The organism is Vibrio sp. ZOR0018, assembly GCF_963865925.1.
GTDB classification, from domain to species: Bacteria; Pseudomonadota; Gammaproteobacteria; order Enterobacterales; family Vibrionaceae; genus Vibrio; species Vibrio anguillarum.
Genome location: NZ_CAWMCN010000121.1, coordinates 13964 through 28669 on the forward strand (window position 1 = coordinate 13964; position 14706 = coordinate 28669).

15 protein-coding genes and 1 riboswitch are annotated in these 14706 nt (G+C 47.0%); of the genes, 9 read left to right on the top strand and 6 right to left on the bottom strand.

Going from position 1 to position 14706, the window contains the following annotated elements; translation table 11 throughout:
• The first annotated feature begins 17 nt into the window (after window positions 1–17).
• The 6 genes from AACR75_RS13345 (at window position 18) to mgtE (ending at window position 4910) form a co-directional block, all read left to right on the top strand.
• On the top strand, window positions 18–1478 hold the full coding sequence (locus tag AACR75_RS13345) for an RNA polymerase factor sigma-54 (RefSeq protein ID WP_013855970.1): 1461 nt from the start codon (window positions 18–20) through the stop codon (window positions 1476–1478).
• Between the two features lie 25 nt (window positions 1479–1503).
• The gene (hpf, locus tag AACR75_RS13350; RefSeq protein WP_013855969.1) at window positions 1504–1791 is read left to right on the top strand and encodes a ribosome hibernation promoting factor; all 288 of its coding nucleotides are present in this window, start codon (window positions 1504–1506) and stop codon (window positions 1789–1791) included.
• 2 nt (window positions 1792–1793) lie between these two features.
• Window positions 1794–2240, top strand: coding sequence for a PTS IIA-like nitrogen regulatory protein PtsN (gene ptsN, locus AACR75_RS13355; protein WP_013855968.1), 447 nt, complete (start codon window positions 1794–1796; stop codon window positions 2238–2240).
• A 16-nt stretch (window positions 2241–2256) separates the two neighbouring features.
• Window positions 2257–3114 (top strand): RNase adapter RapZ, encoded by an 858-nt coding sequence (rapZ, locus tag AACR75_RS13360; protein WP_010318814.1) that lies wholly within the window; start codon window positions 2257–2259, stop codon window positions 3112–3114.
• 10 nt (window positions 3115–3124) lie between these two features.
• Complete coding sequence (locus tag AACR75_RS13365) at window positions 3125–3403, top strand: HPr family phosphocarrier protein (RefSeq protein WP_013855967.1); 279 nt, start codon at window positions 3125–3127, stop codon at window positions 3401–3403.
• Window positions 3404–3554: 151 nt separating this feature from the next.
• On the top strand, window positions 3555–4910 hold the full coding sequence (mgtE, locus tag AACR75_RS13370; RefSeq protein ID WP_013855966.1) for a magnesium transporter: 1356 nt from the start codon (window positions 3555–3557) through the stop codon (window positions 4908–4910).
• A gap of 97 nt (window positions 4911–5007) precedes the next feature.
• On the opposite strand, the gene pmbA is transcribed toward mgtE, so the two are convergent.
• A complete protein-coding gene (gene pmbA, locus AACR75_RS13375; protein ID WP_047690470.1) occupies window positions 5008–6351 on the bottom strand; it encodes a metalloprotease PmbA in 1344 nt (447 codons plus the stop codon).
• 108 nt (window positions 6352–6459) lie between these two features.
• On the opposite strand from pmbA, the gene yjgA reads away from it, so the two are divergent.
• Entirely contained in the window at window positions 6460–6987 is a 528-nt protein-coding gene (gene yjgA, locus AACR75_RS13380) for a ribosome biogenesis factor YjgA (protein ID WP_272925449.1), read from the top strand.
• A 54-nt stretch (window positions 6988–7041) separates the two neighbouring features.
• On the opposite strand, the gene thiQ is transcribed toward yjgA, so the two are convergent.
• The 5 genes from thiQ to mpl form a co-directional block, all read right to left on the bottom strand.
• A complete protein-coding gene (thiQ, locus tag AACR75_RS13385; protein WP_013855963.1) occupies window positions 7042–7746 on the bottom strand; it encodes a thiamine ABC transporter ATP-binding protein in 705 nt (234 codons plus the stop codon).
• Window positions 7740–9335, bottom strand: coding sequence for a thiamine/thiamine pyrophosphate ABC transporter permease ThiP (gene thiP / locus AACR75_RS13390; protein ID WP_047690472.1), 1596 nt, complete (start codon window positions 9333–9335; stop codon window positions 7740–7742). Before thiP ends, thiQ begins: the two co-directional genes overlap by 7 nt.
• Before the next feature lie 13 nt (window positions 9336–9348).
• The gene (thiB, locus tag AACR75_RS13395; RefSeq protein WP_047690474.1) at window positions 9349–10341 is read right to left on the bottom strand and encodes a thiamine ABC transporter substrate binding subunit; all 993 of its coding nucleotides are present in this window, start codon (window positions 10339–10341) and stop codon (window positions 9349–9351) included.
• 66 nt (window positions 10342–10407) lie between these two features.
• Window positions 10408–10527: riboswitch (TPP riboswitch) on the bottom strand.
• A 29-nt stretch (window positions 10528–10556) separates the two neighbouring features.
• Window positions 10557–11186, bottom strand: a complete 630-nt coding sequence (locus AACR75_RS13400; protein ID WP_013855960.1) for a flavin prenyltransferase UbiX — start codon at window positions 11184–11186, stop codon at window positions 10557–10559.
• A gap of 29 nt (window positions 11187–11215) precedes the next feature.
• Window positions 11216–12574 (bottom strand): UDP-N-acetylmuramate:L-alanyl-gamma-D-glutamyl-meso-diaminopimelate ligase, encoded by a 1359-nt coding sequence (mpl, locus tag AACR75_RS13405; protein ID WP_047690476.1) that lies wholly within the window; start codon window positions 12572–12574, stop codon window positions 11216–11218.
• Between the two features lie 272 nt (window positions 12575–12846).
• On the opposite strand from mpl, the gene fbp reads away from it, so the two are divergent.
• Complete coding sequence (gene fbp, locus AACR75_RS13410) at window positions 12847–13857, top strand: class 1 fructose-bisphosphatase (RefSeq protein ID WP_013855958.1); 1011 nt, start codon at window positions 12847–12849, stop codon at window positions 13855–13857.
• A 177-nt stretch (window positions 13858–14034) separates the two neighbouring features.
• Complete coding sequence (ppa, locus tag AACR75_RS13415; RefSeq protein WP_047690479.1) at window positions 14035–14562, top strand: inorganic diphosphatase; 528 nt, start codon at window positions 14035–14037, stop codon at window positions 14560–14562.
• The last annotated feature ends 144 nt before the right edge of the window (window positions 14563–14706 follow it).

The window sequence follows — 14706 nt, forward strand, 5'->3', positions numbered from 1 at the left end:
AAGGTAACTGGCACTGAATGAAACCCTCATTACAACTGAAGCTCGGCCAACAATTAGCGATGACACCGCAGTTACAACAAGCCATTCGTTTGTTGCAACTCTCCACATTGGAACTCCAGCAAGAGATCCAAGAGGCTCTAGAGTCTAATCCATTATTGGATGTTGAAGAGGCCTATGAAGAGAATGCCACCGCTGATGTTCATAGCATCAATGAGGAGAAAGAAGCCAGTGCTGAGGTGTTAGATATTGAGCCACAAGACAGCTCTGACTTAATTGAAAAATCCGAAATCAGCAGCGAGCTTGAGATCGACACCACATGGGATGATGTCTACAGCGCGAACACAGGCAGCACAGGGATCGCCCTTGATGATGACATGCCCGTGTACCAAGGTGAAACAACGCAAACCCTGCAAGATTATCTACTGTGGCAATTAGATCTTACGCCGTTTAGCGACACCGACCGCAGCATTGCTCTTGCCTTGATTGACGCCATCGATGACTACGGTTATCTCACCGTTTCTTTGGATGATATTTTAGAAAGCTTTGCCGATGAAAATATCGAGCTTGATGAAATTGAAGCCGTTCGTAAACGTGTTCAGCAGTTTGATCCCCTCGGTGTGGCTTCAGTCAACCTTCAAGACTGCCTGCTTTTACAATTAGCGACCTACCCTGCCAGTACCCCTTGGTTAGAAGAAGCTAAACAGCTGCTGATCCAACACATTGATCTGCTCGGCAACCGTGACTACAAGTTGATCATCAAAGAAACCAAGTTAAAAGAAGAAGATCTGCGAGAGGTATTGCAGCTCATTCAACAACTTGACCCAAGACCGGGAAATAATATTTCAACCGAGCACGCCGAATACGTTGTGCCTGACGTGTCTGTTTACAAAGATCACGGCAAATGGGTGGTCACAATAAACCCAGATAGCGTACCAAAACTTAAGATAAATCAACAATATGCAGCATTAGGCAAAGGTAACAGTGCCGATAGCAACTACATTCGCAGCAATTTGCAAGAAGCAAAATGGCTTATTAAGAGTTTAGAAAGTAGAAACGAGACACTGCTCAAAGTTGCCAAGTGTATTGTTGAACATCAACGTGATTTCTTTGAGTATGGTGAAGAGGCGATGAAGCCAATGGTACTCAATGACGTTGCTTTAGCGGTAGAAATGCATGAATCCACCATATCAAGGGTGACAACGCAGAAGTACATGCATACTCCGCGTGGTATTTTCGAATTGAAATACTTCTTCTCCAGCCATGTCAGTACCGACAGCGGGGGAGAGTGTTCATCGACTGCAATACGAGCACTGATTAAAAAACTGGTGGCCGCTGAAAATACAGCCAAACCATTAAGTGACAGTAAAATTGCAGATCTACTGGCTGACCAAGGGATTCAGGTAGCTAGACGGACGATAGCTAAATACCGTGAATCGTTGGGCATTGCTCCATCGAGTCAGCGCAAACGCCTACTGTAAGGCACAAAACAGAGAAGGAAAGTCTATGCAAATCAACATTAATGCCCATCACATTGATCTGACCGATTCAATGCAAGACTATGTAAACTCGAAGTTTCAAAAACTTGAGCGATTTTTTGACCATATCAATAACGTACAGGTTGTTTTACGTGTTGAAAAAGTACAACAGATCGCTGAAGCTACGCTCCACATAAATCAAGGTGATATCCACGCCGTGGCCGACAATGAAAATATGTATGCTGCCATTGACAGTTTAGTGGATAAACTCGTAAGACAACTCAACAAGCATAAAGAAAAGCTAAGTAGTCATTAATCATGCAATTAAGCGAAGTACTCTCATTGGACTGCACGAAAAGTGCGGTCCAATGCACCAGTAAAAAAAGAGCCCTAGAAATCATTAGCGAAATCGCTGCTGAGTATTCAGGTCAAAATTCCACCGAGCTGTTTGAATGCATGCTCAGCCGAGAAAAAATGGGCAGTACTGGTATTGGTAATGGCATTGCCATTCCTCATGCAAGAATGACCAACAGTGATCGTGCCATTGCCGTTTTGCTGCAGTGTGAAGAACCGATTGAGTTTGATGCCATTGATAATCGACCTGTCGATCTACTGTTTGCGTTGCTCGTTCCTGAAGAGCAGTGCAAAGAGCATTTAAAAACGCTTGCTTGTATGGCCGAGCGCCTAAATGACAAACAAGTTTTAAAACAGCTTCGAAGTGCACAAAGCGATCAAGAGCTGTACGACATCATGACTAACCAATAACCACCGAGCCGAAACTATGCGTTTAATCGTTGTGAGTGGTCAATCAGGCGCAGGGAAAAGCGTTGCTTTACGAGTACTGGAGGATCTCGGCTACTATTGTGTCGATAACCTTCCCGTCAACTTGTTGGATGCGTTTATTCAATCAGTCCAAGGCAGCAAACAAAATGTCGCGGTGAGTATTGATATCCGTAACTTGCCCCAAGAGCCTAGTTTGGTTGCGGATGTTTTAGAGCAGCTAAAACAGAATAACGATGTTAGTGTGCTGTTTCTCGATGCCAGTAAAGAGACACTACTCAAGCGCTACAGCGAAACGCGTCGTATCCATCCTCTCTCATTAAACGCCGATAAACCTTCACTTGCGCAAGCGATTGAATTGGAAAAGTCGCTGCTTGCGCCGCTCAAAGAGCAAGCCGATTTAGTGCTCGATAGCAGTAATCAATCGTTGCATGAGTTGAGCGAAACCGTACGCATGCGAATTGAAGGACGTGAGCGCAAAGATCTGGTGATGGTCTTTCAGTCTTTTGGCTTCAAATATGGACTACCCAGTGATGCAGACTACGTGTTTGATGTGCGTTTTTTACCCAACCCACATTGGGAACCCGATCTTCGCCCATTAACTGGCCTGGATGCGCCAATTAAGTCGTTTCTTGAACGCCATAGTGAAGTAATTGAACTTAAACAACAAATTCAAAAGTTTGTTGAATACTGGCTGCCGATGCTCGAAAAAAACAACCGCAGTTATCTCACAATTGCGATTGGTTGCACCGGTGGTAAGCACCGCTCCGTTTACCTGACTCAACAGCTTGGCGAGTACTTTGCTCAATTAGGTCACCAAGTACAGATACGCCATACATCATTAGAAAAACAGCAATAGGAGCGATGGTATGCCACTATTAAGTAAAACGGTTTTAATCCAAAATCGCTTGGGCCTTCATGCTCGTGCAGCCGTTAAGCTGGTTGAACTGTCGCAATCTTTTGATGCGGTGGTCACCATTCAAAGTGAAGAAGGAAAAGAAGCCACTGCAGACAGTGTAATGGGTTTATTGATGCTCGAATCCGCACAAGGTCAATACATCACCATCAATGCTGAAGGCTCACAAGCAGAGCCTGCTTTGCAAGCGGTTAGTTCGCTGATTGAACATAAATTCGATGAAGACGAGTAAGCACAAGGCTTACACTCCACTCTCCCACAGACAGCGCATGCGCGCCCCTGATAGTCAAAATAAATTCAGTGCTTAATAAGAACTTATTAAATAAGGCCTAGAATTAAGTTACTATTCAACACATTGTAAGAATCCTAAGTAGGGGGAAACCATGGCCGAGCAAATTGAATTTGATCAAGCTCACCTAACCCTCCAAGAAGTCAGCGAAGCTTTAGAAAATGGTCGTTTTGTCCATGTCCGTCGCCAATTGCAGGACATGGAGCCAGAAGATATTGCTCACCTCTTAGAAGCCTCTCCACGTAAAAGCCGGGAGGTGTTATGGCAACTCACCGATCCAGAAGACTACGGTGAAATCCTTGATGAACTCAACGAAGACGTCAAAGATGCCCTAGTTTCCAAAATGGCACCCGAAAAACTGGCAGAAGCGACCGAAGGCATGGACACCGATGACGTGGCCTATGTACTGCGTAGCTTGCCAGATGACGTGTCACGCGAAGTGCTTTCGCAGATGGACAGCGCTGATCGCCAGCGCGTTGAAACCGCGCTCTCCTATTCAGAGGAAACAGCCGGCGGGATCATGAATACCGACGTGATCACCATTCGTGGTGACGTTGATATTGACGTGGTTTTACGCTATTTACGCATGCGTGGCGATCTGCCCGAAGCAACCGATGCACTTTACGTGATTGACGATGAAAGTAAGCTGATTGGGCATCTCTCACTCACCACCTTGCTGACCACGCAACCGGATATTCCAGTAAGTGAAGTCATGGATGATGCCGATGAGGCGATTTTGGTCACCACCAGCGACTCCGATGTTGCCAGCCTGTTTGAACGTCGCAACTGGGTGTCAGCGCCTGTGGTGGATGAAAACCAGCACTTAGTCGGTCGGATCACCATTGATGACGTCGTTGACATCATTCGTGAAGATGCCGAACACTCAATGATGAGTATGGCTGGTATGAACGATGACGAAGATACCTTTGCTCCGGTAGTCAAATCCGCTCGTAAACGGACCATCTGGCTTGGGGCAAATGTTTTGGCCGCCCTAGCCGCCGCCTCTGTTTCCAACATGTTTGAAGCAACACTGGATCAAATGGCCGCCATTGCCGTGCTAATGACCATAGTGCCCTCAATGGGTGGTGTCGCAGGTAACCAAACCGTGGCCTTGGTCATTCGTGGTTTAGCATTGGGACATATCGGTGACAGTAACCAACGTGAATTGCTATTCAAAGAAGCGGCAATCGGTTTTTTAAATGGCATCATGTGGGCTACCATTATTGGCGGCATTGTGGTGGCATGGAAAGGCAATTGGATGCTTGGCGGCATCATTTCCGCAGCAATGATGGCCAACCTACTCATTGCCGGGATCGCAGGCGTCACCATCCCAATTTTACTGAAAAAAATGAAAATCGACCCGGCTCTTGCTGGCGGAATGGCGTTAACAACCGTCACCGATGTGGTTGGGCTTTCTGTCTTTCTCGGCTTGGCGACCATTTTGATGTAGCCCTATTTTGATGTAACCCTATAGTGATACATACCCAAACCACCCATAAAAAAAGCTTGGTTGTTATACCAAGCTTTTTCATATTCAGCTTAAGCGATTATTCGCCCGCAATTTTCATCGATTCAAGTAAAATAGACCCAGTTTGGATTTGCGAGCGTGTTTCGACATCACTCCCTACCGCCACCATTTGCTGGAACATATCTTTCAAATTGCCCGCGATAGTAATCTCAGATACAGGGTATTGAATCACACCGTTTTCAACCCAGAAACCAGCGGCGCCACGCGAATAATCACCTGTCACTGCATTAACACCTTGGCCCATCACTTCAGTGACTAACAAGCCTGTACCCAACGCTTTGAGCAGCTGCTCAAAATTTTGCCCTGTGGATTGAACATACCAGTTATGGATGCCACCCGCATGACCAGTTGGAGTCATCTTCATTTTACGAGCGGCATAGCTGCTCAGAAGATAAGTCGAGAGCACGCCATCAGTAATGATTTGGCGGTCTTGAGTAAATACCCCTTCACTATCAAATGGGCTTGATGCCAACGCACGTAATACATGGGGTTTTTCGGCAATATTGAACCAATCGGGTAAGATTTTCTCGCCTAACTTATCAAGTAAAAAGGAAGATTTACGATACAAGCTGCCACCACTGATCGCCATCACCAAATGGCCAATCAAACCTGTCGCTACATCCGCGGCAAACATCACCGGAACTTTGCCCGTCTTCAGTTTTTTTGCATCTAAACGGCTGATGGTTTTTTCTGCAGCTTGTTGCCCGACCAGCTCTGGCGACCATAAATCGTCGCGGTGACGTGCAACGGTATAGCTATAATCACGCTCCATCTCACCATTTTTACCCTCACCAATCACGCAGCAGCTAATGCTATGACGGCTAGAGGCATAACTCGCGAGCAAACCATGGCTATTACCATACACTTTCACACCGTAATGGCTGTCATAACTTGCGCCATCACTTTGTTTGATCTTGTTGCTGTAAGCTAACGCTTTCTCTTCTGCAGCAATGGCAATTTTAGCGGCCATGTCCGGGTTAGGTTCATCGGGATGTAAGAGATCTAAATCAGGAATATTTCGCACCATTAACTCTTTAGGTGCAGGACCTGCATAAGGATCTTCAGAAGTGTAAAGCGCAATATCAAGCGCTGCAGCGACCGTCTGCGCAATTGCTTTTTCACTGAGATCTGACGTCGACGCACTGCCTTTACGTTGCCCACGATACACAGTGATGCCTAATGCCCCATCACTGTTAAATTCTACGTTTTCAACTTCACACATTCGCGTCGAAACACTCAGGCCGGTACTTTTAGTGATCGCCACTTCGGCAGCATCAGAACTGAGCGCAGCCATCTCTAATGCCTTGGCAACCGCCGCTTCAAGTTCGATGCGCTGCTGAGCAACTTGTTGTTTTACGTCCATATCTCATCAATTATTAGCAAACAATGTCATTAGGATAACAAGAATTTCGCTTTCTCCCCACGATTCTTGCTAAAATAGCTGACATACATAACTCAATAGATGAAGAAAATGGCGCGTAAGAATCAAAAAGCTCCTTGGGAAGAAGAAGAGGAGATCATTTGGGTTAGCAAAACCGAAATGAAAAACGACATGACTGAGCTACAAAAACTGGGTGAAGAGCTGGTTGCTCTGAAGCCGTCTCAGTTAGCAAAAATCCCGATGTCTGAAGATTTGATGGATGCCATCAAAGATGCTCAGCGTTTTAGCATGGAAGCCAGACGCCGCCAACTGCAATACATTGGAAAAATGATGCGTACCATCGATGCCGAACCGATTCAAGCGGCATTGGATAAACTGCGTAACAAGCACTCACAAAATACCGCCATGCTGCACAAGCTCGAACAGATGCGTGATCGTATTGTGGAGAAAGGTGACAGCGCGATTGAAGATGCGATGGCACTCTATCCAGATATGGATCGTCAACGTCTGCGCCAATTAGCGCGTCAAGCAAATAAAGAGAAAGCCAACAGCAAACCACCAAGAGCATCACGAGAGATTTTCCAAGTGCTCAGAGAGCATAACGATAAGTCAGTTTAACCTGTCATAGTGCTGATTAGACGCAAAAACCTCACCTAAACGTGTGAGGTTTTTTTATTCCCCTGCACGCACAAAATCACTGAGCTGCGCGTCTGCGTGTTGCGCGGAAAGTGCCTCAATGCGATCACTCACTAACACATGTCCTTGAGCCATAAACGCAAAATGGCTCGCAATCGCTTTGGCATCACTAATATGGTGCGTCACCATCACTACAGTGATCTCTCTTTCTGCGGCTAACTGCTTAACCAAAAGCAGCATCTCTTCTCTGAGTAGCGGATCCAAGGCAGAAAAAGGCTCATCCAGCAGCCAGATAGGATGTGGTTGTACAAAACAGCGCGCCAGAGCAACTCGTTGACGCTGCCCCCCTGAGAGCTGCTCAGGCAAGCGATCAAGTAGCGCTGCCAAACCCACTTGCTGCGCGGCGCACTCAACCAACGCCTTTTGCGAAGTGGTTAGTTTCAGCCCCGGATGTAACCCAAGGCTAATATTTTCACGCACAGTGAGATGGGCAAAAAGATTGTGCTCTTGAAACAGCATCGAAAAAGGACGCAAGTGTGGCTCCTGCCCAAGTAAGGATTGCCCTTGCACTTGGATATCGCCGCTTTTCGGTGCAATAAAGCCCGCAACTAAGCTCAGTAAAGTCGACTTGCCCGCGCCACTTGGCCCCATCAAAGAAAGAATCGCCCCTCGCGGTACAGAGAGCGAAAATTCAAACCACTCCTGTTGATACTCATAATGTACGGCCTTGAGTTCTAACATTGCTTTACCTTTGAATGTGAGTGAAATAACCACTCAATGAGGGCAAAACAACCCACACTGAGTAGCAACAGCGTAAGGGAAACCACCGCCGCCGCTTGCATTTGGTAACTGCCCAGCAGTTGGAACAGGTAAAGCGGTAAGGTTCTAAACTCTTGGCTACCAAATAGAGCAATCGCACTTAAATCCCCCATTGAGAGCAAAAAGCTGATCGCAAAGGCATGCGCTAAGGGTTTGCGCAACGCACGCAGCTCAATCACTTGCAAACGCTGCCACCCTTTAATGCCAAGGCTGGCACATAACCATTGATATTGCTGCGCGATATGCAGCATAGGTTGCGCCAATGTTTTCAACACATACGGCAATGCCATTAAGCCATTGACGAAAAAAACCACCCAATACGCTAGGCTAAATGCATCGGTCCAGATACGCAGCAACAGAAAAAGCCCGGTGCTGATAACAAGCCCTGGCGTGACCAAAATAATCGCGCCAATCAACTCTAGTTGGTCCGCCTTACGGTTGTGCTGCTGCAGGCGCAAAGCGCGAGTCGTGATGAGTATGGCAACCCCAGCCGAAACAGCAACCACGCTTGCCAATAACGCCACTTGCAGTGAAGCCCAAAGCGCACGCCAGAATTGCTCATCGCTCAAGACGTGAAAAAGCTGCGAATTTAAACCGCTCAAGATGACCATCACCAGGGGCGGAAGTACTAACAGCAACGCAAGGAAGATCCATGCGCCGTCCCAGCATTGTGCTTTTCGATTGTCTCGACTAACCACATAATCACTCGCTTGACGCCCTGTGGTGATGGCTAACGGCTTCGCTAAGCGTGAAATGGATAGAGACAACAGCCCGCATAACAGCATCTGCCACAGCGCAAGCAGCGCGCCGGCTTGTAAATCAAAATCAAATTTGATCGCCTGATAAATCGCCAGCTCAATCGTGGTTGATTTAGGCCCGCCGCCAAGTGCCATCACAGTGGCAAAACTGGTAAAACAGAGCATGAACACCAAACCACAGACATGAGGAAGCTGCTGACGCAAACGCGGCCATTCAACCCAACGAAATTTGTGCCAATGACTCATGCCAAGATGCGCGCATAACTTATGTTGTTCAGCCGGGATCGACTCTAACGCTTGCAGCAATAAACGGCTGGCATACGGGAGATTAAAAAACAGATGCGCCAGTAAAATACCGTTTAATCCGTAAATGGAAAACGGCAGTTTGCTATCAAACCACGCGAGCAGCGAGGCGAGCAGACCGCTATTACCATAAATGGCCAACAAACCAAATACGCCCACCAGCACCGGAAGCACTAAGGTCGTTGCAAACAATTTGATCAGCAGCGCACGTCCGCAAAATCGACGACGGTAAAGTGCGTGAGCAACAGGAACCGCGAAACCAACACTGAGCAGCATCGACAAGCTGGCTTGGTAAAAACTAAATTGAGTAACATGGCGATAATACGGGTCTTGCCATACGTGCATCACATTTAAGCTGGGTGCTTGTAACAGTAACGCCACCAACGCACTGATGACAAAGGTCGCGACAAGCATCGCAACCCCAATGCCTATTTTAGGAATAGCATTCAAACTTTATCGCACCTTAAAACGTTAAGGCGGTTTGCCACTCACGGATCCACGCTTTACGCATCTCAGACACCTCTTGTGCGCTAAAGGTAAGCGCCTTTGGTGGCGCAGCCAGCGTTTCAAAACCTTTCGGTAGCGCGACAGACGTCACAGGATACATCCAGTTTCCGGTTGGCATCACCGACTGAAATTGATCACTTAAAATAAAGTGCATGAACTCATCGGCCAATTTGCCGTTATCACTGTGTTTTACTTTCGCAGCCACTTCCACTTGCATGTAGTGTCCTTCGGCAAAATCGGCAGCCGCGTACTTGGCGTCATTTTCCGCAATCAAATGATAGGCTGGAGAGGTAGTGTAAGAGAGCACCAGATCGGACTCACCTTTTAAAAACATCGCATAGGCTTCTGACCAACCTTTGGTGACTGTCACCGTCTTATTGGCGAGCTGTTGCCATGCCAAATTGGCTTTCTCACCATAGACAGATTTCATCCACAGCAGTAAGCCTTGACCGGGTGTTGAAGTGCGCGGATCTTGATAAATCACTTTAAGATCATCTCGCTTTTCTACCAACTCTTTTAAGCTTTTCGGTGGGTTTGCTAATTTCTCTTTATTGTAAACAAAGGCAAAATAGCCGTAATCATAAGGAACAAATGTTTCATCACTCCAACCACCGGGTAGCGTGACTTGGCCCGTCTCGACATTATGATCTGCCAATAAGCCAGTCTGTTTGGCCTCGGCCATTAAGTTGTTATCTAAACCGAGTACGATGTCTGCTTTACTGTTATTACCTTCAAGACGCAAACGGTTTAGGATCGATACCCCATCATCGAGTGCCACAAACTGAAGATCGCAAGCGCATTGTGCTTCGAATGCTTTTTCAATCGCCGGTCCCGGGCCCCATTCTGATGCGAACGAGTCATAGGTATAAACGGTAAGGATATTGTCAGCGGCATGCGCTGAAAAAGAGGTGATGGTAGCAAGTGCAATGGTATTAAGAGTGGTGTTCAACTGGTCGCTCTCCTTGGTTGAGCGGCACAGGCTTGAGGAGGATGAGAATATTCCATTATTCCTATTCTGAGATCCTAACCCAATTCCTACGCCAGCATTATCTGGTTCAGGTTTACGGGTCCCAAGCTCACGCTTGATCTCAGCAGCATTCATTGAGATGAATGATTTGCTCCCCGTTGAGTGAGGTGGATTGTAATTGGAATTAACGCAATAAGCTATACCGTTGGACGTGAGTCATATCCCCAACGCGGCACAAGCCCTTGTTCAACGCCCAAATGGTCTAAAATACGCGCCACCATAAAATCGACCAAGTCTTCAATTGACTGCGGCTGATGATAAAAACCGGGGGCAGCGGGCATAATGGTGACGCCCATTTGCGACAACTTGAGCATGTTTTCTAAATGTAAGGTGGAAAACGGAGTTTCGCGCACCACTAACACCAATTGGCCACGCTCTTTCATCACTACATCGGCAGCACGTTCGATCAAATTATCGGACATGCCATGGGCAATCGCCGCAACGCTACCTGCCGAACATGGGCACACCACCATCTGTTTTGGCGCAGCAGAGCCCGAAGCCACTGGTGAGAACCACTCTTCTTTGCCGCACACGACAAGCTGTGAGGCATCGCAGTGTAAATGTTCCACCAACGCTGCTTTGGCTGCCTCAGTCCCACTGGGCAACTTCAAACCGTGCTCGGTTGCAAGCACAACGCGCGCGGCCGAAGAGATCAGCAGATACACTCGGTAATCTGCAGCCAATAAACACTCCAACAGACGAAGTCCGTAAGGAGCACCTGAAGCGCCAGTAAAGGCTAAAGTGATGGCTTTCTGTTGTGTTGTCATAACTCTCTATTTCGTTTGTGTCGCTGGCATTACATGGCTTGATTTAATGCAAGTAGAAGCTTGTTATGAATACCTTCAAAGCCACCATTGCTCATCACCAAAATGTGATCGCCCGGCTGGGCTTCCTGCGCAATTTGCGCGACGAAAGCATCAATATCATCATTCACTTGCGCTGGTTGTGAGCATTGATCAGCTACATCCTGCACCGACCAAGCAAGATTGTTCGGCTGATAGAGATAAACTGAATCGGCTTGCTGTAATGACGCCGCTAAAGTTTGCTTATGTACGCCCAACTTCATCGTAGCCGAACGAGGCTCTAAAACAGCGATAATTTTCTGATCGCCTACCTTGTTACGTAAACCACCCAAAGTAAGTTCAATGGCCGTTGGATGATGAGCAAAATCGTCATACAACGTAATACCGTTCACTTCGCCTTTGAGCTCTAAACGACGTTTGGTATTGATAAATTTGCCCAAAGCTTGACAGGCTAAATCTGGAGTGACCCCTACGTGACGCGCCGCGCCAATCGCCATTAAGGCGTTATCGACATTATGATCGCCAACCAAATCCCAAGTTACGCGCCCCACGCGTTCATTGTCAAAGAACACATCAAATTGCGAACCATCACGCGTGATTTTTTCAGCTTTCCACTGCACTTGCTCGCCGGTAAACTCGGTTTCGCTCCAGCAGCCACGTGCGAGAACATCCGCTAATGCGCGCTCTTTTTGCGGAGCAAAAATACGACCATTGCCCGGAACAGTACGCACTAGATGATGAAATTGGCGCTTAATCGCTTCAAGATCGTCAAAAATGTCCGCATGATCAAACTCTAAATTATTCAACACTAAAGTGCGTGGATGATAATGGACAAACTTAGAACGCTTATCGAAAAAAGCACTGTCATATTCATCGGCTTCAACCACAAAAAACATGCTTTCGCCCAAACGCGCAGAAATGCCAAAGTTGCCAAGTACGCCTCCCACCAAAAAGCCCGGTTGGTAACCGCAATCTTCTAAGATCCACGCCAACATGCTCGACGTGGTGGTTTTACCGTGTGTACCAGCCACCGCAAGAACCCAGCGGTCATGCAACAGGAACTCTTGCAACCATTGCGGGCCAGAGGTGTAACGCAAGTTGTGGTTCAGCACATATTCAACACACGGATTGCCGCGACTCATGGCGTTGCCAATCACCACCAAATCAGGCTTGGGCTCTAATTGAGCAGGGTCAAAACCTTCGATAATCTCGATCCCTTGAGACTCCAATAACGTACTCATCGGTGGGTAAACGTTGGCGTCGCTGCCGGTAACTTTATGACCTAATTGCCGCGCTAAAACGGCAACACCGCCCATAAACGTACCGCAAATCCCAAGAATGTGAATATGCATAAATCCTAGCCTCGCACATGGCGTTGTGAGTGATTGCCTCCATTATCACCATCCATTTAAGAAAAGCGAGCATGTTTGCAACTTCTAAAAAGTCGACAAACAAATTGAGATCTCAATCTGTTACTTCATTACCATTAAAAAGATCTAAGCCCTAAAATCGCAGTGTTACCCAAACGTTATCAAATGGGTCACTCGTTTCGGCCGACATCCCAACAAGAGGATGCGTTGTGAAACAATCACTCCCCCCTATATAGCTATGTTAAGGAAATAACATGTCTGAGATTCGCACTCTTGGCGAGTTTATTGTTGAGAAACAACATGACTTCCCCCACGCAAGCGGTGATCTTTCATCTCTGTTGTCCTCTATTCGTCTTGCTGCAAAGATTGTTAATAGAGAAATCAACAAAGCAGGCCTTGCTGATATTACCGGTGCAGTTGGTACGGATAATATTCAAGGCGAAGAACAACAAAAACTCGATGTCTACGCCAACGAAAAATTTAAAGCGGCGCTTGAAGCGCGCGATCAAGTGTGTGGTGTCGCCAGTGAAGAAGAAGATGAAGCGGTTGCGTTTAGCAAAGAGCTCAACAAAAACGCAAAATACGTGGTGTTGATGGACCCGCTGGACGGCTCATCCAACATCGATGTCAATGTCTCTGTCGGCACGATTTTTTCTATTTATCGCCGCGTATCGCCAGTCGGCACGCCACCAACACAAGAAGACTTCTTACAACCCGGTAATAAACAGGTTGCGGCTGGTTATGTTATTTACGGCTCTTCAACCATGTTGGTGTATACCACTGGCAACGGCGTGAATGGCTTTACTTATGATCCGTCACTCGGCACCTTCTATCTTTCACACCCCAATATGATGACCTTCGATGATGGTAAAATTTACTCCATCAATGAAGGTAACTACATCCGCTTCCCAACTGGCGTCAAAAAATACATTAAATACTGCCAAGAGAATGTGCCTGAAGATAATCGCCCTTACACCTCACGTTACATTGGTTCGCTAGTGGCGGATTTTCACCGTAACCTGCTCAAAGGTGGGATCTATCTATACCCAAGCACGCAAAGCCATCCAAACGGCAAGCTGCGTCTATTGTATGAATGCAATCCTATGGCGTTTTTGATTGAACAAGCAGGCGGTATTGCTTCTGACGGTGTCAATCGCGTGTTGGATATTAAGCCGACAGAACTGCATCAACGTGTGCCATTCTTCTGCGGTTCAAAAAATATGGTCCATAAATTGGAAGAGTTCTTGGAACTCAATCGCGATTAAATCAGCTCAATGAGCGCCTAACTCTAGGCGCTTTTTTTATCGATAAATATGAGGCAAGACTCTCTTTTTACGGTTTACACCGTTTCCTATTTACCGCTAAAGTTGCAACACAAGCGTTTACGTTCTGTTAATCAACCCAAAACAATTCAAGTCCAGCGACGAAAAAGGAAATGCTAAATGAGCTTAAACAACGTTCCGGCAGGAAAATCACTGCCTGATGATATTTACGTGGTGATTGAAATTCCAGCCAACGCCGACCCAATCAAATACGAAGTCGACAAAGAATCTGGCGCGGTATTTGTGGACCGTTTCATGTCTTCACCTATGTTCTACCCATGCAACTACGGTTATGTGAATCACACCTTATCGCTCGATGGCGATCCTGTCGATGTGTTGGTGCCCACCCCTTATCCGCTCATGCCAGGCTCGGTGATTCGCTGCCGCCCAGTTGGCGTATTGAAGATGACCGATGAGTCTGGTGAAGATGCTAAAGTGGTGGCGGTTCCTCACTCCAAGCTAACCAAAGAGTACGACCACATTCAAGACGTAAATGACCTGCCAGTACTAATGAAGGCGCAAATTACACAGTTCTTTGAACGCTATAAAGAGCTTGAAGCGGGCAAATGGGTCAAAGTCGATGGATGGGAAGATGCCGCTGCCGCGCGAGCTGAAATCCTGACTTCATTTGAACGCGCTCAAAAATAGTCACCATCATTAAACAGTCACGATAGTTATATACCCAAACAACTTGGAGTTGCAGGTAGGCGGTAAGTGAGTGAGTCCCCATGAGCATAGGCAAACTATGTGATTGGGGTGAACGAACGTAGCCAACACCGCTGCAGCTTCAAG

Excerpts from the sequence above, each read along its gene's own strand:
- AACR75_RS13345 (WP_013855970.1), top strand. The coding sequence starts at position 18 with ATGAAACCCTCATTACAACTGAAGCTCGGCCAACAATTAGCGATGACA.
- hpf (WP_013855969.1), top strand. The coding sequence starts at position 1,504 with ATGCAAATCAACATTAATGCCCATCACATTGATCTGACCGATTCAATG.
- ptsN (WP_013855968.1), top strand. The coding sequence starts at position 1,794 with ATGCAATTAAGCGAAGTACTCTCATTGGACTGCACGAAAAGTGCGGTC.
- rapZ (WP_010318814.1), top strand. The coding sequence starts at position 2,257 with ATGCGTTTAATCGTTGTGAGTGGTCAATCAGGCGCAGGGAAAAGCGTT.
- AACR75_RS13365 (WP_013855967.1), top strand. The coding sequence starts at position 3,125 with ATGCCACTATTAAGTAAAACGGTTTTAATCCAAAATCGCTTGGGCCTT.
- mgtE (WP_013855966.1), top strand. The coding sequence starts at position 3,555 with ATGGCCGAGCAAATTGAATTTGATCAAGCTCACCTAACCCTCCAAGAA.
- pmbA (WP_047690470.1), bottom strand. The coding sequence starts at position 6,351 with ATGGACGTAAAACAACAAGTTGCTCAGCAGCGCATCGAACTTGAAGCG.
- yjgA (WP_272925449.1), top strand. The coding sequence starts at position 6,460 with ATGGCGCGTAAGAATCAAAAAGCTCCTTGGGAAGAAGAAGAGGAGATC.
- thiQ (WP_013855963.1), bottom strand. The coding sequence starts at position 7,746 with ATGTTAGAACTCAAGGCCGTACATTATGAGTATCAACAGGAGTGGTTT.
- AACR75_RS13400 (WP_013855960.1), bottom strand. The coding sequence starts at position 11,186 with ATGACAACACAACAGAAAGCCATCACTTTAGCCTTTACTGGCGCTTCA.
- mpl (WP_047690476.1), bottom strand. The coding sequence starts at position 12,574 with ATGCATATTCACATTCTTGGGATTTGCGGTACGTTTATGGGCGGTGTT.
- fbp (WP_013855958.1), top strand. The coding sequence starts at position 12,847 with ATGTCTGAGATTCGCACTCTTGGCGAGTTTATTGTTGAGAAACAACAT.
- ppa (WP_047690479.1), top strand. The coding sequence starts at position 14,035 with ATGAGCTTAAACAACGTTCCGGCAGGAAAATCACTGCCTGATGATATT.